17 protein-coding genes, 1 tRNA gene and 1 other RNA gene are annotated in these 19,992 nt (G+C 68.4%); 10 read left to right on the forward strand and 9 right to left on the reverse strand.

The genetic code is table 11. The features are described from left to right. The 3 genes from ACFP3H_RS12535 to ACFP3H_RS12545 form a co-directional block, all read right to left on the reverse strand. Positions 1 to 363 (reverse strand): DUF5994 family protein (locus ACFP3H_RS12535; protein ID WP_378604360.1); only part of this gene is annotated, 363 nt, incomplete at its 3' end. 246 nt (positions 364 to 609) lie between these two features. After that, positions 610 to 697: transfer RNA gene (locus tag ACFP3H_RS12540), tRNA-Ser, on the reverse strand. A 66-nt stretch (positions 698 to 763) separates the two neighbouring features. Next, positions 764 to 1,726 (reverse strand): hypothetical protein, encoded by a 963-nt coding sequence (locus tag ACFP3H_RS12545; RefSeq protein ID WP_378604363.1) that lies wholly within the window; start codon positions 1,724 to 1,726, stop codon positions 764 to 766. 155 nt (positions 1,727 to 1,881) lie between these two features. Here ACFP3H_RS12545 and ACFP3H_RS12550 point away from each other — a divergent pair, with 155 nt between their 5' ends. From ACFP3H_RS12550 to ACFP3H_RS12560, 3 genes are all read left to right on the forward strand, one after another. Further along, on the forward strand, positions 1,882 to 2,436 hold the full coding sequence (locus tag ACFP3H_RS12550; protein ID WP_378604366.1) for a TetR/AcrR family transcriptional regulator: 555 nt from the start codon (positions 1,882 to 1,884) through the stop codon (positions 2,434 to 2,436). Between the two features lie 26 nt (positions 2,437 to 2,462). Continuing rightward, an RNA gene (gene ffs / locus ACFP3H_RS12555) (signal recognition particle sRNA small type) lies at positions 2,463 to 2,557 on the forward strand. Between the two features lie 140 nt (positions 2,558 to 2,697). Beyond that, complete coding sequence (locus ACFP3H_RS12560) at positions 2,698 to 3,987, forward strand: aspartate aminotransferase type Ic (protein WP_378604369.1); 1,290 nt, start codon at positions 2,698 to 2,700, stop codon at positions 3,985 to 3,987. A gap of 139 nt (positions 3,988 to 4,126) precedes the next feature. On the opposite strand, the gene ACFP3H_RS12565 is transcribed toward ACFP3H_RS12560, so the two are convergent. Continuing rightward, complete coding sequence (locus tag ACFP3H_RS12565; protein WP_378604372.1) at positions 4,127 to 4,936, reverse strand: methyltransferase domain-containing protein; 810 nt, start codon at positions 4,934 to 4,936, stop codon at positions 4,127 to 4,129. Between the two features lie 57 nt (positions 4,937 to 4,993). Here ACFP3H_RS12565 and ACFP3H_RS12570 point away from each other — a divergent pair, with 57 nt between their 5' ends. The 3 genes from ACFP3H_RS12570 (at position 4,994) to ACFP3H_RS12580 (ending at position 8,030) form a co-directional block, all read left to right on the forward strand. After that, the gene (locus tag ACFP3H_RS12570; RefSeq protein ID WP_378604375.1) at positions 4,994 to 5,572 is read left to right on the forward strand and encodes an HhH-GPD-type base excision DNA repair protein; all 579 of its coding nucleotides are present in this window, start codon (positions 4,994 to 4,996) and stop codon (positions 5,570 to 5,572) included. Positions 5,573 to 5,676: 104 nt separating this feature from the next. Further along, positions 5,677 to 6,375 carry a DUF8020 domain-containing protein gene (locus ACFP3H_RS12575; protein ID WP_378604378.1) on the forward strand — a complete coding sequence of 233 codons (699 nt, stop codon included), beginning with the start codon at positions 5,677 to 5,679 and terminating at the stop codon, positions 6,373 to 6,375. Positions 6,376 to 6,749: 374 nt separating this feature from the next. Further along, on the forward strand, positions 6,750 to 8,030 hold the full coding sequence (locus ACFP3H_RS12580; RefSeq protein ID WP_378604381.1) for an ROK family transcriptional regulator: 1,281 nt from the start codon (positions 6,750 to 6,752) through the stop codon (positions 8,028 to 8,030). A 57-nt stretch (positions 8,031 to 8,087) separates the two neighbouring features. On the opposite strand, the gene ACFP3H_RS12585 is transcribed toward ACFP3H_RS12580, so the two are convergent. Beyond that, positions 8,088 to 9,713 (reverse strand): DUF2207 family protein, encoded by a 1,626-nt coding sequence (locus ACFP3H_RS12585; protein WP_378604384.1) that lies wholly within the window; start codon positions 9,711 to 9,713, stop codon positions 8,088 to 8,090. A 264-nt stretch (positions 9,714 to 9,977) separates the two neighbouring features. On the opposite strand from ACFP3H_RS12585, the gene ACFP3H_RS12590 reads away from it, so the two are divergent. Continuing rightward, positions 9,978 to 10,889, forward strand: coding sequence for a neutral zinc metallopeptidase (locus ACFP3H_RS12590; protein WP_378604386.1), 912 nt, complete (start codon positions 9,978 to 9,980; stop codon positions 10,887 to 10,889). Here ACFP3H_RS12590 and ACFP3H_RS12595 read toward each other — a convergent pair. After that, positions 10,886 to 11,710, reverse strand: coding sequence for a hypothetical protein (locus ACFP3H_RS12595; protein ID WP_378604389.1), 825 nt, complete (start codon positions 11,708 to 11,710; stop codon positions 10,886 to 10,888). The two genes, ACFP3H_RS12590 and ACFP3H_RS12595, sit on opposite strands and share 4 nt — an antisense overlap. 466 nt (positions 11,711 to 12,176) lie before the next feature. On the opposite strand from ACFP3H_RS12595, the gene ACFP3H_RS12600 reads away from it, so the two are divergent. The 3 genes from ACFP3H_RS12600 (at position 12,177) to ACFP3H_RS12610 (ending at position 18,395) form a co-directional block, all read left to right on the forward strand. Beyond that, positions 12,177 to 14,789 (forward strand): DNA polymerase III subunit gamma and tau, encoded by a 2,613-nt coding sequence (locus ACFP3H_RS12600; RefSeq protein ID WP_378604392.1) that lies wholly within the window; start codon positions 12,177 to 12,179, stop codon positions 14,787 to 14,789. A 188-nt stretch (positions 14,790 to 14,977) separates the two neighbouring features. Continuing rightward, entirely contained in the window at positions 14,978 to 16,192 is a 1,215-nt protein-coding gene (locus ACFP3H_RS12605) for an acetyl-CoA C-acetyltransferase (protein WP_378604395.1), read from the forward strand. Between the two features lie 40 nt (positions 16,193 to 16,232). Continuing rightward, entirely contained in the window at positions 16,233 to 18,395 is a 2,163-nt protein-coding gene (locus ACFP3H_RS12610) for a 3-hydroxyacyl-CoA dehydrogenase NAD-binding domain-containing protein (protein ID WP_378604398.1), read from the forward strand. A 67-nt stretch (positions 18,396 to 18,462) separates the two neighbouring features. Here ACFP3H_RS12610 and ACFP3H_RS12615 read toward each other — a convergent pair whose 3' ends face one another. The 3 genes from ACFP3H_RS12615 to ACFP3H_RS12625 all read right to left on the reverse strand — a co-directional run bounded on the left by ACFP3H_RS12615 (position 18,463) and on the right by ACFP3H_RS12625 (position 19,981). Next, positions 18,463 to 18,795, reverse strand: a complete 333-nt coding sequence (locus ACFP3H_RS12615; RefSeq protein WP_378604401.1) for a helix-turn-helix domain-containing protein — start codon at positions 18,793 to 18,795, stop codon at positions 18,463 to 18,465. Continuing rightward, positions 18,792 to 19,109 (reverse strand): type II toxin-antitoxin system RelE/ParE family toxin, encoded by a 318-nt coding sequence (locus ACFP3H_RS12620; RefSeq protein WP_378604455.1) that lies wholly within the window; start codon positions 19,107 to 19,109, stop codon positions 18,792 to 18,794. The genes ACFP3H_RS12615 and ACFP3H_RS12620 overlap by 4 nt, the downstream gene beginning before the upstream one ends. Positions 19,110 to 19,237: 128 nt before the next feature. Continuing rightward, on the reverse strand, positions 19,238 to 19,981 hold the full coding sequence (locus ACFP3H_RS12625) for a hypothetical protein (RefSeq protein ID WP_378604404.1): 744 nt from the start codon (positions 19,979 to 19,981) through the stop codon (positions 19,238 to 19,240). Between the last annotated feature and the right edge of the window lie 11 nt (positions 19,982 to 19,992).

Raw genomic sequence — 19,992 nt, forward strand, 5'->3', positions numbered from 1 at the left:
GATGCGGGGCTTGCCCGCGGCCCAGCGCATATGGCTGCGTGCGGCGGGCGCCTCCGTGGCGGCCGGGATGACCAGCAGCGCCAGCGCGGCGCCGTTGCTACCGACCACGTGCATGATGCGCGCGGCCTGATCGGCGGCGGTGCCGTCGGATTCGGGTGCGGTCCAGTCGAATCCGAGCCGGGCCAGCTTGCCGATCCGCGGTCCCACCGCGGCCACCAACTGGTGCAGTTCGGTCATCGGCTGGTCGGTGCGCGGCCACCAGGCGCCATCGATCGGGCCGGTGGCGGCATGGCGGTCACGCAGCATCAGCCGGATCGGCCCGGACGTGTCACGCCCGATGCCTGTGTCAGGTGATGTATTCACTTCGTTGTACTTTCTGATTCTTGTGCGATCGACGGCGTCGATCGGCGCGGTCTATCGGACCTGCGCGAAGGCTATGTACCCATTTACTGTGTCGGCACGCACATCGGTGTTGGGGCGGCGACGACGGTGTGTTGGGTGTGGTGGGGGTTTCCCGCACCATCGGGGTTCACTCTACGGAAGCCCACTGACAGATCCACCGATTAAACGAACAGGGCCCCGACCGGCGAACCGATCAGGGCCCTGCTGTGGCGGAGGATAGGGGATTTGAACCCCTGAGGGCGTTAACCCAACCCGCGTTCCAGGCGAGCGCCATAGGCCACTAGGCGAATCCTCCGTGGAGCAGCATAGCGGGTAACCGGGGGCTGACGCCAAACCGCCCCCGTCATAACCATCTGACCTGCTACTTCTTCAGAGCGGCCAGCACCTTGCGGACCTGCGACTCGGCCGCGGCGGACATCGCCGCGCGGTCGAAGGCGTCCTTGGTCGACACATCGATCTCGACCTTGACCGAGATGTTGCTGTCGGTGGCGCCGACCACGTAGGAGTAGTTGTTGTTGGAGTAGGAGTAGGTCTGCTGCTCGATGGCGTAGTAGGCCTCGCTGCCGAGGCCGGTCACCACGCCGTTGTCGTAGCCCTTGCCGGTGGTGCGGGTGTCGGAGCTCTTCCAGCGCGAGTAGGTCGACTCGGACTCGTACTTGCTCTTGAACTCCACGTCCAACGACAGGCTCGCGGCGTTGCCGTCCTTGCCCGACGCCTTGTTCTTGACGTTGCAGTCGTAGGTGCCGCCGCCGATGGAGCTGTAGGGCGCGCGCTCGGTGTGCGTGGTGGTCTCGCGGGTGGACGCCCACTGGTTCAGGACGGTGAGATCGACCAGGTCGCAGGCGTTCTTGCCCTCGATGAACTTGTAGTCGCCCGCCCATTCCGCGGAATCGGTGCCGAGCGCGTCGCCCGCCTTGTTCACCGCGACGGCGATCCCGGTGACGAACAGCACGCCCACGACCAGGATCGAGCCGAGCACCCACCACAGCGCCTTGCCGCCGCCGGAGGAGGGCGGGCGCGGCGGTGCGCCCCACTGCTGCGGGGCCTGCGGGTAGGGCGTTGCCTGCGCGAACTGCTGCGGTGCGCCGGGGTAGGGCTGCGGCGCGGCGAACGGCTGGGCGCCGACCGGCGGTGCGGGATAGGGCTGGGGGTTGGCGCCGCTCTGGTAGGGCGAGGGCGGCGCGGTGTAGGGCGCGCCGAGATTGCCGCGCAACACCGTCGGGTCGGCCTGGGCGGGATGGGGAGCCGCGTCCGCGCCGGGGCGTTCCCACCACTGCACGGTCGGATCGGATGGTGGCACGCCGTCTTTGTTCGGGCCGGTCACGTTCGAGCCCCCCTCTCGAGTCATGGGGAACCGAGCCCCCGCTGCCGATGACGGGTAGATCGTAGCCAGCATCACCGACAGTGCGGCACCTATACGGCTACGTACACTCGACGGGTCCGTCGAGCCCGACCGAGGAATGTGAGGTGCGACACGTCATGGGTACCGCGCGAACTCCCCGGAACCGATGGATCGAGGAGGGACTGGCCGTGCTGGCCACCGCGGGCGTCGACGCCGTGCGGGTCGAAGCGCTCGCCAAACGCCTCGGCGTGACCAAGGGCGGCTTCTACGGCTACTTCGCCGACCGCGACGCGCTGCTCACCGCGATGCTCGACGTCTGGGAGAGCGAGGCGACCGATCAGGTCCTCGAACGCGTCGAAAGTCTGGACCCCAAGACCAAGGCGCGCATGGCGGGACTGCTCACCTTCTCCAGCGATCGCCTGCTCCCGATCGACCTCGCGATCCGCGACTGGGCGCGGCGCGACGAGGCCGTCGCCGCGCGCCTGCGCCGGGTCGACAACGCGCGAATGTCGTTGCTACGCGAGACGATCGGCGTGTTCTGCGAAGATCCCGACGAGGTCGAAGCCAGGAGTCTGCTCGCCTTCTGCGCCATCATCGGCGCGCACTTCCTCGCCGCCGATCACGAGGGTCGCAGCCGTGTCGAGGTGCTCACCCGCGCCGCCGACCTGCTGTTCGAACCCCGTGATCGCTAGTTGGTCGAACAACCGCTACACTGGCCGACGGATCCCGCGCGGCGTGCATCTTGTGAACTCCCCCAGGGCCGGAAGGCAGCAAGGGTCAACGAGCTCTGTCGGGTGCGCGGGGTCCCCTTTATTTTCCAGGGACCCCCGTTCGGCCTACGCACCTTCGCAGCGTGCGAGCCTGATCCCGGGCCGGATACCCCGCCGATTCCGAGCAACCGCCGGGTAACGTGACACTTACCCCCACCTTGCTGCTTCGAAAGGCTGCCCAGGATGCCCCGGCAAACGCAGATCGGTTTGATGAGCCACGAGGAACTCGTGTCCGAACACGATTCCCAGACCGCGAATTACGCGACGCTGCGCACCGAGAAGCTCACCCTGGACCTGACCCGAGGCAAGCCCTCGCCGGAGCAATTAGACCTCTCCGCGTCGCTGCTGTCGCTGCCCGGCGACGGCGACTTCCGCGACGGCACCGGCACCGACTGCCGCAACTACGGCGGCCTCACCGGTCTGCCGGAACTGCGCGCCATCTTCGGCGAACTGCTCGGTATCGACGTCGAGCAACTGATCGCGGGCAACAACGCCAGCCTCGAGATCATGCACGACATCATCGTGTTCGCGATGCTCTACGGCACCCCCGATTCCCCGCGCCGCTGGGCCTCGGACGAGCCGATCAAATGGTTGTGTCCGGCCCCCGGATACGACCGCCACTTCGCCATCACCGAGGCGCTCGGCATCGAGATGATCACCATCCCGATGCGCCACGACGGCCCCGACACCCAGGCCATCGCGGCGCTGCTGGCCGCCGATCCGCAGATCAAGGGCCTGTGGGCAGTGCCGAACTACTCCAACCCCACCGGGGTCGTGTACTCCGAAGAGGTTGTCCGCGAACTGGTCTCGCTGCCCGCCGCGGCCCCCGACTTCCGCCTGTTCTGGGACAACGCCTACGCGGTGCACCCGCTCACCGACACCGCCGCACCCGTCATCGACGTGCTCGGTCTCGCGGCCGCGGCCGGTAACCCGAACCGGCCGCTGGTGTTCGCCTCGACCTCCAAGATCACCTTCGCCGGTGCCGGCGTGAGCTTCTTCGGCGCGTCCAAGGCCAATATCGACTGGTACCTCGGGCACGCCTCGAAGAAGAGCATCGGCCCCGACAAGCTCAACCAGCTGCGCCACCTGCGTTTCTTCACCGACGCCGAGGGCGTGCGCTCGCACATGCAGAAGCATCGCGCGCTGCTCGAACCCAAGTTCGCCCTCGTGCGCCGCATCCTCGAGGACCGCCTCGGCGCCTCGAAGGTGGCCTCGTGGACCGAGCCCAAGGGCGGCTACTTCATCAGCCTCGACGTCCTCGACGGCACCGCCGCCCGGGTGATCGCGCTGGCCAAGGAGGCGGGCATCGCGCTCACCGCCGCCGGTTCGGCCTTCCCGTACAGCAAGGACCCCGAGGACAAGAACATCCGCATCGCCCCCAGCTTCCCGCAGCTGCCGGAACTGGCGAAGGCCATGGACGGCCTGGCGACCTGCGTGCTGCTGGCCGCCACGGAGAAACTGCTCGAAAGCTGAGTAACCCTCCGGGGTTGTCCTGAATAGGCGGGGCCCGCCCTGATCTGGACTGAGCGGAGGGCGCGACGAAGGAGTGCCCGCAGGGAGGGAAGATCAGGGGCCCGAAGGGCCCCGCCTAAAGCGCGCCAGCGCTCCACGATTACAGCTTGTGGGCCAGGGCGCCGAACAGGGTGACCGACAGGTGGATGTCACCGCGTGCGGCGCCCGCCTCGAGATCGGCGAGCAGCTGGTCACGTTCGGTGGTGGTGATCACCCCGCGCAGCGTGGCCAGCTCCGCGATCCGGCTCACCAGCGTGCCCGCGCCGACCGCGCGATCCTGCACCAGCGCGTGCGAGCCGATCTCGTCGACGACCAGCCCGGCCCCGGCCAGTAATCCGCCGAGGGCGCGCCCCGACAGCGGGTTGGTGGTCGCGGAGATCAGGGTGTCGATCACCGCGCGCACCACCCGGGGATCGCCCGGATGCACGATCGAGGTCGCCCAGTCGCAGTCCACCACCACCGCGCGACCGCCCGGCCGCAGCACCCTGGCGATCTCGGCCGCCGCCCGCGCGGGCGCGGTGAGATGCTGGAACACCCGCTCGCACAGCACCACATCGAAGGTGTCGTCGCCGAACGGCAGCCCGTAGGCGTCACCGGAGACGAACTTCGCGCGCGAACCGTTCTCGCCCGCGCGGCGTTGCGCGGCGGCCAACAGGTTCGGGTCGGGTTCCACGCCCACGGCCGTGCCCGTCGGACCCACCGCCTCGGCGAACCGGAACACCTCCGAGCCGGTCCCCGAGCCCACATCGAGCGCGCTCTCCCCGGCCCGCACCGCCAGCGCGCCGTGACTCCACTCGCCGAGCGCGCGCATCCCCGAACGCGTGGCCTCCAGGTCGTGGGCCTCGATCAGCTGATCGTGCGCGGCTCGATCGAACCGGGCCTTACGCGGGGTGTAATCGTCGGTCGGCATGCAACCAGAGGCTACTCGCGAAACAGGACCCGCAGTGAAATGTGTCACGATGAATGGATGACGCGCACGCTGTGCCTGGCCCAAGAACCCGAGGCCGACGAACTCCTCGGCAACGACGATTTCGCGCTCCTGCTCGGGATGCTGCTCGATCAGCAATATCCGATGGAGCACGCGTTTCGCGGGCCGCGCAAACTCGCCGAACGGATGGGCGGATTCTCGCTGCGCCGAATCGCGGAGTTCGACCCGGCCGAATTCGAGGAACTGGCCGCGACGCCACCGGCCATCCACCGCTACGGCCGGTCGATGGCGCGACGCGCGCAGGCGCTGGCCCAGTACGTCATCGAGCACTACGACGGCGACCCCGCCGCGATCTGGACCAGCGGCGATCCCGACGGCAAGGAGGTGCTGCGCAGGCTGGGGGAGCTGCCCGGGTTCGGCGCGCAGAAGGCCAAGATCTTCCTCGCACTGCTCGGCAAACAATGTGACGTGCATCCCGACGGCTGGCGAAAAGCCGCCGGATCCTATGGCGACGACGGCTCGCGGCGTTCGGTCGCCGACGTGGTGGACGCCGAAACGCTCTCGGAGGTAAGGGCATTCAAGAAACAGGCGAAAGCCGCCGCGAAGACTTCGAAGTGAATTCCTAGTTACGATCTTGCTGCTTTTATCCCTCGTCATCGGTGGGGAACTGCTCGAAGCTTGCAACTCGAACAGCTCCACACCAGATGAGGGATTGGCAAGTTATGAAGATGAGGAAGTTCGCCGTGGTTGCGGCGCTGCTGACCGTGGCGACCGGTGTCACCGCCGGCACTGTCAACGCCGCTCCGGCCGAAGAGGTCGCTCCGGTCAACTACACCGCCGAGATCGTTGACGACTCGCGGGCTGTCATCACCACCGATGTCGGCTCGCTGGTCACCGAGGACGGCATCTTCAAGATCAAGGCCGCCAACGGCGCCACCGTCGCCGGTGTGCCGCTCGCGTTCCGCATCGACGAGTTCGAGTTCCCGATCGCGGCACAGATCTCGGGCAACACCGCGACCCTGAGCCCGACCCTCGACCTGGACAAGGCCGTGTACAAGCCGGTCGCGCTGCCCTACGAGAACCAGGCCCCCTGGAAGACCGAGTACGAGCGTGAGCAGGCTGCTTGGAGCCGTCTGACCTCGACCATCTCGCTGGGCGCCACCATCGGCACCCTCGTCGGCGGCCTCGCCGGCGCGGCTATCGGCTGCGTCGCGGGCGCCAGCCTCGGCCTGGTCACCACCGGTGTGCTGGCCTTCCTCTTCGGCGCGGGCCCGGCCCTCGGCTGCGCTATCGGCGCGGGCAGCATCGGCTTCGTCGGTGTGCTGATCGGTCAGATCGTGGTGACCGCTCCGGTCGCGATCGCGGCGGCGGTGCAGTACTTCACCACCATCAACCAGCCCTTCACGCCTCCGGCCAAGTAAGAACTCGTTACCCCGAACCCCTCCCGAACTTCGGTCCGGGAGGGGTTCGTGCTGTCCGCGTGATGCGGACGCAAGCCGCATTGCGCCCGCACCGCAACGCTGTGAACTGGGGATTCGTTGTGCCCCACGGCACAATTCGCCGGTTTGGCTTGGATGGGTGCGGATTGGGTGTTAACTTGATTGTTATGTCCAGCAGCCGTCTCTCCGCCCAGCGGGTCACCTACGTGACCGCCGCTTTGGGCTTGCGGTTGCCGTTGACCCGTGAACTGTGTCGTTCCTGCCGCTGCAGCTGAGCCCTTCCGGTTCGCGAGCTGCCTCGCCCCACGTGTAGGCAATCCCGTTGGGATAACGGGATTTTTGGCAAGGAACTTCATATGTCTGCTCCCATCATCGATCGCCCCGCTGCTCGTTCGGGCGCCGGTCGTCCTCGTGTTTCCCGCCCCGTCGTCCCGCCGGAGCTGCGTCGCAGCGACAACCCCGCCGCCGCGGTGCTGCGGACCGCCGCCTCTGGTCCGGTTTCGCGCGACAATGCCGCGCGGGCAACGGGTTTGAGCATCGCCACCGTGAATCGTCAAGTGGCCTCGCTGCTTTCGGCCGGGCTGCTGCGTGAGCGTCCCGATCTGACCGCCGCCGGTGCGGTCGGTCGCCCCCGGGTGCCCTTCGAGATCGACCACGACGCGTATCTGACGCTGGGCATCCACATCGGCGCCGAGGCGACCAAGATCGTGGCGGCGGACCTGCGCGGCCGGATCCTCGGTGGTCTGGCCATCGCCACCCCGCAGACCGGCCAGGAATTCGCGGTAACAACCGTGGCTCGCAGCGCCAAGGCGTTCCTGCAGCGTTGGCACCGGCGCACCCCGCTGTGGGCGGGCGTGGCCATCGGTGGTCGGGTCGATCCGCAGACCGGGGTCGTCGATCATCCCAAGCTGGAATGGAAGGGCGCGCCGATCGGGCAGGTCCTGGGCGACGTGCTCGAACTGCCCGTCTCGGTGGCACCGCACGTCGAGGCCATGGCCGCTTCGGAACTGCTGCTGCCCACCTTCGACGCGCGCCGTCCCGAGCCCGACACAGAGCTGCCCGCCACCCAGAACGGCAGCAGCCTGTACTTCTACGTCCGTGAGACCGCGGGCATCGCGGTCACCCTCGACGGTCGCGTGCACACCCCGAGCAACGGCCCCGGCTCCATCGCGCACCTGCCGACCGGCTCGGACGTGCAGTGCACCTGCGGTCGGCGTGGTTGCTTGGAAGTGACCGTCGGCGATCGCGCGCTGCAGGCGCGCGCGGTGGGTCGCGGCATCATCCCGGCGCACAACGGCACCGCGGGCACCACGATCAACGACCTGTACCGGGCCGCGGAGTCGGGCTCGGAGTCGGCGCGGGATCTGCTGGCCGAGCGGGCGACCATGCTCGGACAGACCGTGGCGCTGGTGCGCGACATGCTCAACCCGGACCGAGTGGTGTTGGGCGGCCAGGCTTTCACCGGCTACCGGCCCGCGCTGGGCCATGTGGCTCGGGCGTTCTCGCAGAGCACGCAGCTGCCCGCCACCGACATCAGGATCAGCGGCTTCGGCGGCAAGGTGCAGGAGTTCGCCGCGGTGGTGACCTCGCTGAGCGCGCTGTACGCGGATCCGCTCGCGGCGGTTCGTCGGGTCTAGAACGGATGAGAAAAGGCCGGTGGCGATTATCGCCGCCGGCCTTTTCTCATGTCCGGGTCACTCGGAGCGGCAGGCCGCTTCCAGCGCGGTGATGAAGAAGGGGAACTGGGCGGCGAAGCGGTGCAGGTTGCGGTCGCGGTCGTAGCCCGCGAACCAGTAGAGGCCGGGCTGGGAGTCGGCGGAGGGATCCATGTCGCGGAAGGTGCGGATCCAGTTGTCGGCTCGACCGCCGATCATGGTGTACGGCAGCGCTCGCGAGAAGATGGTTTCCTGGTCGATGGGGGGAATGCGGTCGCGGCTCACGGCGTCGAGGCCGCGCTGCATGGCCCGGACGCGGCCGGCGATGGTGTCGCCGAGGGTGGTCCGGGTGGGCAGGTACTTCGGCAGGAAGACCGCGGCCACGCCCGCCAGCGCGATGGCCACGCCGACCAGGGCGTGCCCGGCGGTCATGGCCAGGGTGACGGTGATGATCGCGCCGAGGCCGATCAGCGCGGCGCCGATCCAGCGCGGGATGGCCCGCTGTCTCGGGTCGGCGAAGGCGCCGGTGGCGACCGCGTCGGTGCGCATGGCGGCGCGGATGGGCTCCAACTCGAGGCGGCCGGGGGCGCGCAGTTCGCGCACGGCCACGGTGTCGGTGCCCTCGGGCAGCAGCATGTCGTAGACGGTGCGCTCGTATTCGCGCAGCTGGTCGTCGGGGGCGTTGACACGGCTGATGCGCCAGTCGTCGGCGCCGCGCGCGCTCACCGGGGTGATCCACAGGTAGCGGCGGACGGCGAGATCGACGACGGTGGCGGCGATGTCGACCGGGTCGGCGTGCTCGTCGAGGATCAGGCCCGCCTCGCCGGGGAGCACGCCGTCGGGTGAGGTGAACTCGGCGTGGCCGCCGTGCTGGATCAGCGGATCGAAGGTGTCGCTGTCGGCTCTGGTGGCGGCCGCTCGTTTCCGGGCGAGCAACACGAAGGCGAACATGGCGGCCAGGGCCAACCCCAGTGCGGCGAACGCGGCGTACACCGGTGCGGTGAAGGCGAAGAAATTGTTCGAGTTCCCGCCGCGCACATCGGCATTGGCGGCCACGGTGCCCGGCGGCATCTGCAGGGTGAGGTCGATCGCGTCACCCTTGCGCAGGTCGGTCTGGCGCAGGTACAGCACGCCGTCGGGCTCGGTGTGCACGTCGGCGCACGGTCGGGCGTTGCCCGCGGGGCCGAGCTTGCAGTCGATGATGCCCATCTCGAAGGTCGGGCTGATCACCGAGACATCGAGGACGGCGATATCGGCGTTGAGCACGCCCAACCAGTGGAAGACCTGGGTGCCCGGCGCGTCGGAGACGGTGTTGTGGACCGTGTAGGTGAACGTCGATTCACCGGGCTCGGCCTCGATGGTGAACTGGTCGTCGGCGGTTTTCGTGGTGCCCGCGCCCGTCGCGGTCACGTCGGTGACCTTGAAAACCCGTTCGACGTCGTCGCCGATCTTCAGGCGCAGCGGCAGCGACATGGTGAAGCTGCCGTTCTCGGGCACCCCGATGGTTTCGATGACCTCGAGCACACCCCCTTCGGTCAGCGTCAGGTCGGCGGTGATCGAGACCCCGACGGGCGCGGGCTGGGTGTGGGCCGCCGGAGCGGTCGCGAGCAAACCTGCCGCAGCGAGCAGTAGCGCGCCCGCGGCGCCCCCCCGAAAAGTCAGCATGGGTGCTTACTCTAGACAGCTTGCTATTCTGCCGTCAGCGGCTGTCGACGACTCATGAGACGAGGGGGGTACGGGGGAGTGACCCAACCACCGTACGGTTATGGGCCGAACAGGCCCGGTGGACGACCTGTTCCACCCCCTCCCGGCTATGGGCCGCCCCCGGGATACCGGCCGCAACCGGGTTACGGGCAGGGATATCCGCCGCCGCAGGGTTACGGTCAGCGTCCGGCCTACGGTCCGCCGCCGGGCTACCGTCCGCCTCCGATGCCGTACGGTCCGCCGGGTCGACCCACACCGCCTCCGCGTAAGCGTGGTGGTGGCGGGTTCACCGCGGTGATCCTGGTGGTCATCTTCCTGCTGGTCGGCGGCCTGGTGAAGTACGCCGTCAACACCGGTTTCGACATCGGCGTCGACGCGATCGGCCCGAAGCCGACCACCACCTACGATCCCCAACCCGGCACCGCGGCCGCCGCCACCGCCGACAACCCGCTGCTCACCGACGCCGACGGCACCCTGATCCCGGCATCCTGCGACTACGCGCCGTGGGGCACCCAGGTCGACAAGGCGCGCGCCTTCTTCGAATCGGCCGCGACCTGCCTGCAGGCCGCCTGGAAGCCGCTGCTGGCCCAGAACAACCTGCCCTTCGAGCCGCCGACGCTGAGCGTCACCGCGACCACCGACGGCATCACCACGCCGTGCACCGGCTCCACGAGCAACTTCGCGGCCTTCTACTGCCCCGCGAACAAGACCATCTACATGCCGATCAGCCAGTTGCAGACCAACCAGTTCCGCGACAACTGGGTCGTGTACCTGTCGGTGTTCGCCCACGAGTACGGCCACCACGTGCAGGCCCAGTCCGGGATCCTGCGCAAGGCCAACAGCGAGCGCGTCGAGGCGGGCGCCCGCTCGGCCAAGGGGCTCGAGCTCTCGCGCCGAGTCGAGTTGCAGGCCAACTGCTTCGACGGGATGTTCATCTCGTCCTCGCAGACCGCGGGTTCGCTGAGTTCGTCGCAGGTCACCGTGGCGACCAGGGACTCCTACGGTCGCGGTGACACCGCGGGCGACATGCGCGATCACGGCACCGCCGAGCACGGCGGTCAGTGGTTCGAGGCCGGGCTGCGCAACCTCACGTCCCTGTGCAACACCTTCACCGCGCCCGCCGGCGAGGTGAGCTAGCCGCGCCGGTCCTTCGCCAGCGCCCGCAGTCCGCGCTTGCCGGGCACCGGGACGTCGTCGTCCTCGCCGAGCCATTCGGCCGTGGTGAGCCAGCGGCGCTGGGCGTGGGTGTCGGCCACGTCGAAGAACAGTCGACGGCCGCGGTCGTCGCGCGCGTCGCGGGCCAGCACCGCCCAGGTCGGCGGCTTGCCGCGCTCGGCCGTCTGGTCGACCACGAACCCGGTGACCAGCTTGCCGATCGCGTTCACCGGCTTCTGTGAGACCCGATTGCCGTACTTGGTGGTGTGCCAGCGGCGTGCCGGACACAGCGACCCCGGACTCGCGTTCGAGGCGATCCAGCCCGCTCGCTGCGCGCGTTCGATCAGCCACAGGTGCTTGACCGCCGACGGCGCGATCTCGCCCACCCGCTCGGCGATGAGCGCGCAGACCTCGGCGTCGGCGAGGATGTCGCGCCGGGTGGGGCCGATGCCGTGGTCGGTCCAGTGCGCGGCGGCCAGGCGGGCGAGGATGCGGCCGAATTCGTCGATGCTGCGCTGAGCGCGTCGACCGAGCCGTTCGATCCGCTCGGCCTCCCGGCGCATCTCGTTCTGCGCGGTGAGTGTCCGGATCGCCGCCATCGTCGGCACCTGTCCGCGCTGGAGCAGTTGCAGGATGGCATCGGCGGTCGCCGGATCCGCGGCCGCGGCCACGGGCAGCGAATCGCGCTTGATGTCGAAGTCTTGGGGGCTGATGGCCCGGCTCAGCAGCCCGACCGCGGCGTTGTCGCCCGCGAAGTCGGTGTGGGCCAGCCACGCCGTTGCGATGTCATCACACGACAGCACGGTGAAACGTTCCTCCGGTCGGTGCGGTGGGGGAGCGATCGGTGCGCGAAGGTTGTGCCCCGGCCGGGATGAGGGACCGGCCGGGGCCACCAACCTGATGAAGGTTTGGCCACCGAAGTTGCCGAGACCCACGGTAGCCAGAGACTTGCGCCGATGTCACGACGCTTGATGTTTTCGTTACATCCGAGAAGAGGTGAACAACCGGGGAGCAAGTCTGTTTGAGGACAATAACCAGTATTGATAGCTGGAATGCACCGAACATACCCACCCGCAACCCAGTCGATAACCAGTCAGTTGCACTTGTTAACCCGCTTTACCGCACAACCCACAACCGCCCAACTGACTGTGATTTACATCACAAAGTAACCGGCAGCCGCAACTACGCCACCACCAAACCCCACCACCACGGATTTTCGGCCCACCGGGCCGAAAATCCCCGCGGCGCCGGCCGCCATAGACTGAGCCGGTGGCTTTGTACCGGAAGTATCGACCGGCGACATTCGCGGAAGTAGTGGGTCAGGAGCACGTCACCGACCCGCTGAGCACGGCGCTGGATACCGGACGGATCAGCCACGCCTACCTGTTCTCCGGCCCGCGCGGCTGCGGCAAGACCTCCTCGGCCCGCATCCTGGCCCGCTCCCTGAACTGCGTCGAGGGCCCCACGTCGACCCCGTGCGGTACCTGCGCCTCGTGTGTGGCGCTGGGCCCCGGCGGTTCGGGCAATCTCGATGTGATCGAGCTCGACGCGGCCAGCCACGGCGGTGTCGACGACACCCGTGAGCTGCGCGATCGCGCCTTCTACGCCCCGGCCGAGTCGCGCTATCGCGTGTTCATCGTCGACGAGGCGCACATGGTCACCACGGCCGGTTTCAACGCGCTGCTCAAGATCGTCGAGGAGCCGCCGGCGCACCTGATCTTCATCTTCGCCACCACCGAGCCCGACAAGGTGCTGCCGACGATTCGTTCGCGCACGCACCACTATCCGTTCCGGTTGCTGCCGCCCGCCACCATGCGCGGTCTGCTCGGCAAGATCTGCGAGCAGGAGCACGTGCCGGTGGAGGAGGCGGTGTATCCGCTGGTCATCCGGGCCGGTGGGGGTTCGCCGCGCGACAGTCTGAGTGTGCTCGACCAGCTGTTGGCCGGTGCGGGACCCGAGGGGGTCACCTATCCGCGCGCGGTCTCGCTGCTCGGGGTCACCGATGTGGCGTTGATCGACAATGCCATCGACGCGCTGGCCGCCGATGACGGTGCGGCCCTGTTCAATACGATCGACCAGGTCATGGAGGCGGGGCACGATCCGCGCCGTTTCGCCGTCGACCTGCTCGAACGCCTGCGCGACCTGATCCTGTTGCGCGCGGTCCCCGACGCCGCCGATCGCGGCCTGGTCTCCGGGCCCGGCGACGTCATGGAGCGCATGCGCGACCAGGCCGAACGGATCGGCCCCGCCACCCTCACCCGCTATGCCGAACTCCTGCACGAGGGCCTCGGTGAAATGCGCGGCGCCACCGCCCCCCGCCTCCTGCTCGAGGTCATCGCCGCCCGCATGCTGCTCCCCTCGGTCTCCGACACCGAGTCCGCCACCCTGCAACGCCTCGAACGCCTGGAACGCGGATTCGCCACCGGCGCCGCCCCCACCCGCCCCGCGCCGCCCACCGACGACGCCCCCGCCGAACGCCGCGCCGCCGCACCGTCGAGCGGTGAAACCCGCCGCCGAGGCGCGGAAATCCTCGCCGCCGCGATGGCCGAGAAGGAGGCCGCAGCCACCCCGTCGGCCCCGTCTCAGTCCTCCCCGCCGACGCCCGTGGAGCCAGCCCGTCAGGCTACTTCTGCCGTGTCTCCGCGCCCGCCGCACGAGGATCGGACCAGCGGCCCTTCGCCGGTCGGACAGCCCGCGCCAACTGGTCAGGCTGGGTCGACCGGACAGGCCGTACCGACCGCGCCGACTGGGCAGGTCACGCCGACCGGTCAGGCCGTACCGACCGGACAGGCCGCGCCGGCTCGGCAGCCCGAAGGGTCGGCGCAGGTCGAGCGGGGTCTGTCCGCTGGGCAGACCGGGGCCGGCCGAGATCATTCGGAGCGACCGGCGGGTCCAGGACGAGCCGCGTCGCACCCGGCCGGCGCTTCGGAGGCCGGGGAGCCGGTTCGATCGGAATCCGTCGGCCCCGCTTCGGAAAGTGTTGCGTCGGAACCAGTTACGGGAGACGCGCGCGCGGCCGGGGCCGTTGCGCCCACGTCGTCCGACTCGCGCGTCCCGACGGAAACCCCTGCTGCCGAGCAGTTCTCGTCGAACGACACCGTCTCCTCCGACCGGAACGCCGAATCGGTACCGGAAACGCCCGTAGCGCAGGCTGTTTCGTCGGAAGCATCGCCCGCCGTGGAAGCCGAGCAGACGCCGGTGCCGGCGGAGTCGCCGGTCGCCGGGGGAGCGGTGGAGGATCTGGCCGGGATCGTGGATGCCGCGTGGCCCGAGATCAAGGGTCGGGTGCGCGAGTTCGGGGCCACGTTGCAGGCGCTGCTGTCGGGGGCGGCGGTGTCGCGGGTCGAGGGCGGGGTGATCGTTTTCGCGCATCAGAGTCCGCCGTTGGCTCAGCGGCTGTCGGATCCGCGCAATATCGAGGCCGTGCGGTCGGCGGTGCGGGCGGTGCTGGGGCGTGAACTGGATGTGCGCTGGGAGACGGGCACGCCCGCGCCGCGTCCGACACCCGCCGCCAAGGCCGCGCCCGCGCGGGGGACGGGGCCAGAGGCCAAGCCCGCGGGTCGGCCGAAGTTCTCGCGGCCGAGTCAGGCGGCGGGCAATCAGTCGGCGAACCGGACGAATCGCCCGTCCGAGGACGATATCCCCCCGCCGGATTTCCCCGACCTCCCCGATGATCCCGGCCCGGACTTCGCCTCGGAGCCCACCTCCGGTGGCGATTTCGCGCGTCAGGACGCGGTTCTCGCACCCCCGACCCCGGAGGAGGAACAGGAGATGCTGGCCGCCGCCGCGGTACCGGTGGCTCCCGGCGACCGTCAGGACCCGGACGAGGTCGCCCTGACGTTGCTGCGCGACCAGTTCGGCGCGAAGAGTCTGGATGGTTGACAGTCACCGTCCATACCGCGTTAAGTTAACCGGAGTTCGCACACCACGGTAGTATGAACGGGTGGCCGGGATCACCGGAGAGCATGGTTCTATGCTCCGCTGGTGCCTACCGGGATTTGTACGGCGCCGAGCCGATCGGTCATGGCGTTCGTGCGGCCACCGCACCCCAAGGAAGGAAACACTCCGATATGACCACAGAGGCCTACATCTACGAGGCCATCCGCACTCCGCGCGGCCGCGGCAAGAAGAACGGCTCGCTGCATTCGGTCAAGCCGATCGATCTGACTGTTGGTCTGATCCAGGAGCTGCGTGGCCGCTTCCCGAACCTCGACGAGGATCGGATCTCCGACATCATCCTCGGCGTGGTGACCCCCGTCGGTGACCAGGGCATGGACATCGCCCGCACCGCCGTGACCGCGGCCGGCCTGCCCGACACCGTCGGTGGCTTCCAGCTCAACCGCTTCTGTGCCTCCGGCCTCGAGGCCGTGAACCTGGCCGCGCAGAAGGTTCGCTCCGGCTTCGACGATCTGGTGATCGCCGGTGGCGTCGAGTCGATGTCGCGCGTGCCGATGGGCTCCGACGGCGGCGCCTGGGCGCTCGACCCGGCCACCAACTACGACGGCTACTTCGTGCCCCAGGGCATCTCGGCCGACCTGATCGCCACCATCGAGGGCTTCACCCGCGATGATGTCGACGCCTACGCCGTGCGCTCGCAGGACCTGGCCGCCGCGGCGACCACCGGCGGCTACTTCGCCAAGTCGATCGTGCCCGTCAAGGACATCAACGGCCTCGTCGTGCTCGACAACGACGAGCACATGCGTCCCGGCACCACCGCCGCCGACCTCGGCAAGCTGAACCCGGCCTTCGCCGGCATCGGCGAGCTGGGTGGCTTCGACGCCGTCGCGCTGCAGAAGTTCACCTACATCGAGAAGATCAACCACGTCCACCACGGTGGCAACAGCTCGGGCATCGTCGACGGCGCCGCCCTGCTGCTGATCGGCAACGAGGACGCCGGCAAGGCCTCGGGCCTGACCGCGCGCGCCCGCGTCGTCGCGACCGCCACCTCCGGTGCGGACTCGACCATCATGCTGACCGGCCCCACCCCGGCCGCCAAGAAGGCGCTGGCCCTGGCCGGTCTGACGATCGAGGACATGGACCTCGTCGAGATCAACGAGGCCTTCGCCTCGGTGGTGCTGAAGTTCCAGAAGGACCTCAACGTCCCGGACGAGAAGCTGAACGTCAACGGTGGCGCGATCGCGATGGGCCACCCGCTGGGTGCCACCGGCGCGATGATCACCGGCACGGTGCTCGACGAGCTGGAGCGTCGCAACGGCCGCTACGGCCTGATCACGCTCTGCATCGGTGGCGGCATGGGTGTTGCCACCATCATCGAGCGCGTCTGATACCCGGCCGAACACTTCTCACAGGAGAGAACGAAACACTATGACTGACAACATCATCGGCTGGGAGAAGGACGCCGACGGCGTGGTCGTCCTCACCATCGACGACCCCAGCCAGGGCGCCAACACGATGAACGACGCGTACATCACCTCGATGGCCGCGACCGTCGACCGCCTCGAGGCCGAGAAGGACGACATCACCGGTGTCGTCATCACCTCGGGCAAGAAGACCTTCTTCGCCGGCGGCGACCTGAAGAACATGCTGCAGGTCGGCCCGGATGACGCGGCCCAGGTCGCGCAGATGCTCGACGGTGTGAAGGGCCCGCTGCGTCGCCTCGAGCAGCTCGGCAAGCCCGTCGTCGCCGCGATCAACGGCGCCGCCCTCGGCGGTGGCCTCGAGATCGCGCTGGCCACCCACCACCGCATCGCGGCCGACGTCAAGGGTTCGGCCATCGGCCTGCCCGAGGTGTCCCTGGGCCTGCTGCCCGGCGGCGGCGGCGTCACCCGTGTGACCCGCATGCTCGGCCTGCAGAACGCGCTGATGCAGGTGCTGCTGCAGGGCCAGCGTCACCGCGTCACCAAGGCCAAGGAAATCGGCCTGATCGACGAGGTCGTGGCCTCCGTCGACGAGCTGCTGCCCGCCGCCAAGGCGTGGATCGCGGCCAACCCCGAAGCGGCCCAGCCGTGGGACAAGAAGGGCTACCGGATCCCCGGCGGCACCCCGTCCACCCCGGCCTTCGCGGCGAACCTGCCCGCGTTCCCGGCCAACCTGCGCAAGCAGATCAAGGGCACCAACATGCCCGCCCCGCGCGCCATCATGGCCGCGGCGGTCGAGGGTGCGCAGGTCGACATCGACAACGCGCTGGTCATCGAGGGTCGTTACTTCACGAACCTGCTGACCGGCCCGGTCTCGAAGAACATGATCCAGGCGTTCTTCTTCGACCTCAACCACATCAACGGTGGCGGCTCGCGTCCGTCGGTCGAGGATGTGCCCAAGCGTGAGATCAAGAAGATCGGCGTCGTCGGCGCGGGCATGATGGGCGCGGGCATCGCCTACGTCTCCGCCAAGGCCGGCTACGAGGTCGTCCTCAAGGACGTCAAGCTCGAGGCTGCCGAGAAGGGCAAGGCGTACTCCGAGGCCATCGAGGCCAAGGCGCTCTCGCGTGGCAAGACCACCCCGGAGCGCTCGGCCGCGCTGCTGGCTCGCATCACCCCGACCGCGGACGCCGCCGACTTCAAGGGCGTCGACTTCGTGATCGAGGCCGTGTTCGAGAAGCCCGAGCTCAAGAACCAGGTCTTCCAGGAGATCGAGGACATCGTCGAGCCCGACGCGCTGCTCGGCTCCAACACCTCGACCCTGCCGATCACCCTGCTCGCCGAGGGTGTGAAGCGGTCCGAGGACTTCATCGGCATCCACTTCTTCTCCCCCGTGGACAAGATGCCGCTGGTCGAGATCATCAAGGGCGACAACACCTCTGACGAGGCGCTTGCCCGCGTGTACGACTACACCCTCGCGATCAAGAAGACCCCGATCGTGGTCAACGACAGCCGTGGCTTCTTCACCTCGCGCGTGATCGGCACCTTCATCAACGAGGCCATCGCGATGGTCGCCGAGGGCGTCGACCCCTCGACGGTCGAGCAGGCCGGTCTGCAGGCGGGCTACCCGGCCGCGCCGCTGAAGCTGAGCGACGAGCTCAACTTCACCACCATGCAGAAGATCGCCAACGAGACTCAGGCCGCGCTCATCGCCGCGGGCAACGAGGATCAGATCAACTCCGCCGCCAAGGCGTCCAACGGCGTCATCAACAAGATGGTCGACGAGTTCGACCGCAAGGGCAAGGCGGGCGGCGCCGGCTTCTACGACTACGTCGACGGCAAGGCCACCGGCATCTGGGAGGGTCTGCGCGAGACCTTCAACACCAGCCGCGAGCTCCCGGAGGGCTACACCTTCCAGGACCTCAAGGACCGGATGATGTTCGCCGAGGCCATCGAGACCCAGAAGTGCTTCGACGAAGGCGTGCTCACCAGCACCGCCGACGCGAACATCGGCTCGATCTTCGGCATCGGCTTCCCGGCCTGGTCGGGCGGCTCGCACCAGTTCATCGTCGGCTACCCCGGCGGCCAGGAGGCCTTCGTGGCCCGCGCCGACGAACTCGCCGCGAAGTTCGGCCCCCGCTTCGAGGTCCCGGCCTCGCTGCGCAAGTAGGTAAACAGGCCCGGTCTCGACCGGTCAGGAAGCCCGTCACCATCCGTGGTGGCGGGCTTCCGTCGTGTCAGGCCACGCGCCAGGAACGGCTACCGACAGTCGCGATGACCTCCACCGAGCCCCCCAGGGCGGCTACGTAGGCGCGAACGGTGTCGATCCCGGATGCCTCACCGCTCTCGATCTTCGACACTCTCGCCTGCGAAACGCCGAGGACCTCGGCCAGTTGCGTTTGCGTCAACCCCGCCGACCGTCGCATTTCCGCGAGCTGGTGCCCACGCAGATACGCTTCATGGCGCTCGCGTGCCTGCTGGATGCCGCGAGCCCGTTCTGGGGCGGATCGAGGATCGGCCGCCTTCGCCTTCGACTTGACATCTTTCCAGTTCACGAATCCGCTGCTCATCGCTTTTCCTTCCTTGCCGACAGGTGCTCGACGAACCGCTCGTCGGCAAGTGGGATCGCCTCCCGGTACCACTCGACCCACCGACCAGACTTATCACCGGCGACCAGCACGATTGCCTCTCGTTCCGGATCGAAGGCGAACAGCATGCGGACCTCGGAATCGCCGGTTGATCCGGGCCGGAGTTCCTTCATGTTGTGAAAGCGACTGCCCTTGATTCGATCGACGAGGGGACGTCCGGCTGTCGGGCCCTCGTCGGCGAGTTGATCCAGGGCCAATGCGATCAAGTCGGCCGTACCAGGATCTTCGATACACATCTTGAGGAACCACGACTCCACCTCACTATGAAGAGAGATCTCCCAGGTCACGAAGCCAATATAACAAAAATATCATAGTCGGGAAATCCGTCTCCTGCGCGCGATGAAGCTGCTGAGTATCCGTCGTGTCAGCGGAAGGCGATGGCGCCCGCGGTGTCGCCGTGGCGGTAGCGGAGGTATTTCTCGACGAGGGCGGCTTCGACGGCGGCGGTGGCGGTGACGAGGGTGACGATGATGAACTCCTTGGAGGAGGACGCCTTCCACTTGCCGGTTTCGAAGTCGGTGATGATGCCGCCGGGGCGGACGTTGAGGTCTTTCTCCTCGATCTTGTCGGCCGCGGTTTCGGCGGTCGCGGCGTCGGGCATGGCGAGCACGAACTGGGTCAGTTTCACCGCGCCGGCCTCGGCGGTCAGCCACATCTCGGTCGAGTACTGGCAGCCGAGGTCGGTGAGCTTGCCGCCCTTCTCGACCGGCGTGCAGCTGGCGTGGTCACGGCCGTCGGCCCAGTCGGCGTGCATCTGGACATCGCCGAGTTGGAAGTCCCACGGGCCCTCGTAGTCGGTGTAGGTGAACCGTGACGCGGCCGCGGATTTCGGCTTGGTGGTCGTGGTCGGTGACGCGGAGGTGGTGGCGGGCGTCAGCGTGGGGGAGGCGGCGACCGCCGTGCCCGCGACCCCGTCGCGCCCGGCCGACACGAGCAGCCCCACCCCGGCCACCAACCCGGCGACCGCGATCAGCGCGACCACGATCCACCCCGCGTTCGACTTCTTCGACGGCGGCCCGAGCGGCGGGATCTCCTGCGCGTACTGGGCGGGCTGATACGTGGGCTGACCCCAGCCCCCCGGCCCCTGCTGCCCTGATGGATACGTCATTACCGGCCCCC

The organism is Nocardia lasii (assembly GCF_042658545.1).
Lineage (GTDB): Bacteria > Actinomycetota > Actinomycetes > Mycobacteriales > Mycobacteriaceae > Nocardia > Nocardia lasii.

Coding starts and splice junctions, on each gene's coding strand:
- ACFP3H_RS12570 (WP_378604375.1), top strand. CDS start 4,994: ATGACGCGCACGCTGTGCCTGGCCCAAGAACCCGAGGCCGACGAACTC.
- ACFP3H_RS12560 (WP_378604369.1), top strand. CDS start 2,698: ATGCCCCGGCAAACGCAGATCGGTTTGATGAGCCACGAGGAACTCGTG.
- ACFP3H_RS12565 (WP_378604372.1), bottom strand. CDS start 4,936: ATGCCGACCGACGATTACACCCCGCGTAAGGCCCGGTTCGATCGAGCC.
- ACFP3H_RS12615 (WP_378604401.1), bottom strand. CDS start 18,795: ATGAGCAGCGGATTCGTGAACTGGAAAGATGTCAAGTCGAAGGCGAAG.
- ACFP3H_RS12610 (WP_378604398.1), top strand. CDS start 16,233: ATGACTGACAACATCATCGGCTGGGAGAAGGACGCCGACGGCGTGGTC.
- ACFP3H_RS12590 (WP_378604386.1), top strand. CDS start 9,978: ATGCCGTACGGTCCGCCGGGTCGACCCACACCGCCTCCGCGTAAGCGT.
- ACFP3H_RS12550 (WP_378604366.1), top strand. CDS start 1,882: ATGGGTACCGCGCGAACTCCCCGGAACCGATGGATCGAGGAGGGACTG.
- ACFP3H_RS12575 (WP_378604378.1), top strand. CDS start 5,677: ATGAAGATGAGGAAGTTCGCCGTGGTTGCGGCGCTGCTGACCGTGGCG.
- ACFP3H_RS12625 (WP_378604404.1), bottom strand. CDS start 19,981: ATGACGTATCCATCAGGGCAGCAGGGGCCGGGGGGCTGGGGTCAGCCC.
- ACFP3H_RS12580 (WP_378604381.1), top strand. CDS start 6,750: ATGTCTGCTCCCATCATCGATCGCCCCGCTGCTCGTTCGGGCGCCGGT.
- ACFP3H_RS12620 (WP_378604455.1), bottom strand. CDS start 19,109: ATGTGTATCGAAGATCCTGGTACGGCCGACTTGATCGCATTGGCCCTG.
- ACFP3H_RS12585 (WP_378604384.1), bottom strand. CDS start 9,713: ATGCTGACTTTTCGGGGGGGCGCCGCGGGCGCGCTACTGCTCGCTGCG.
- ACFP3H_RS12605 (WP_378604395.1), top strand. CDS start 14,978: ATGACCACAGAGGCCTACATCTACGAGGCCATCCGCACTCCGCGCGGC.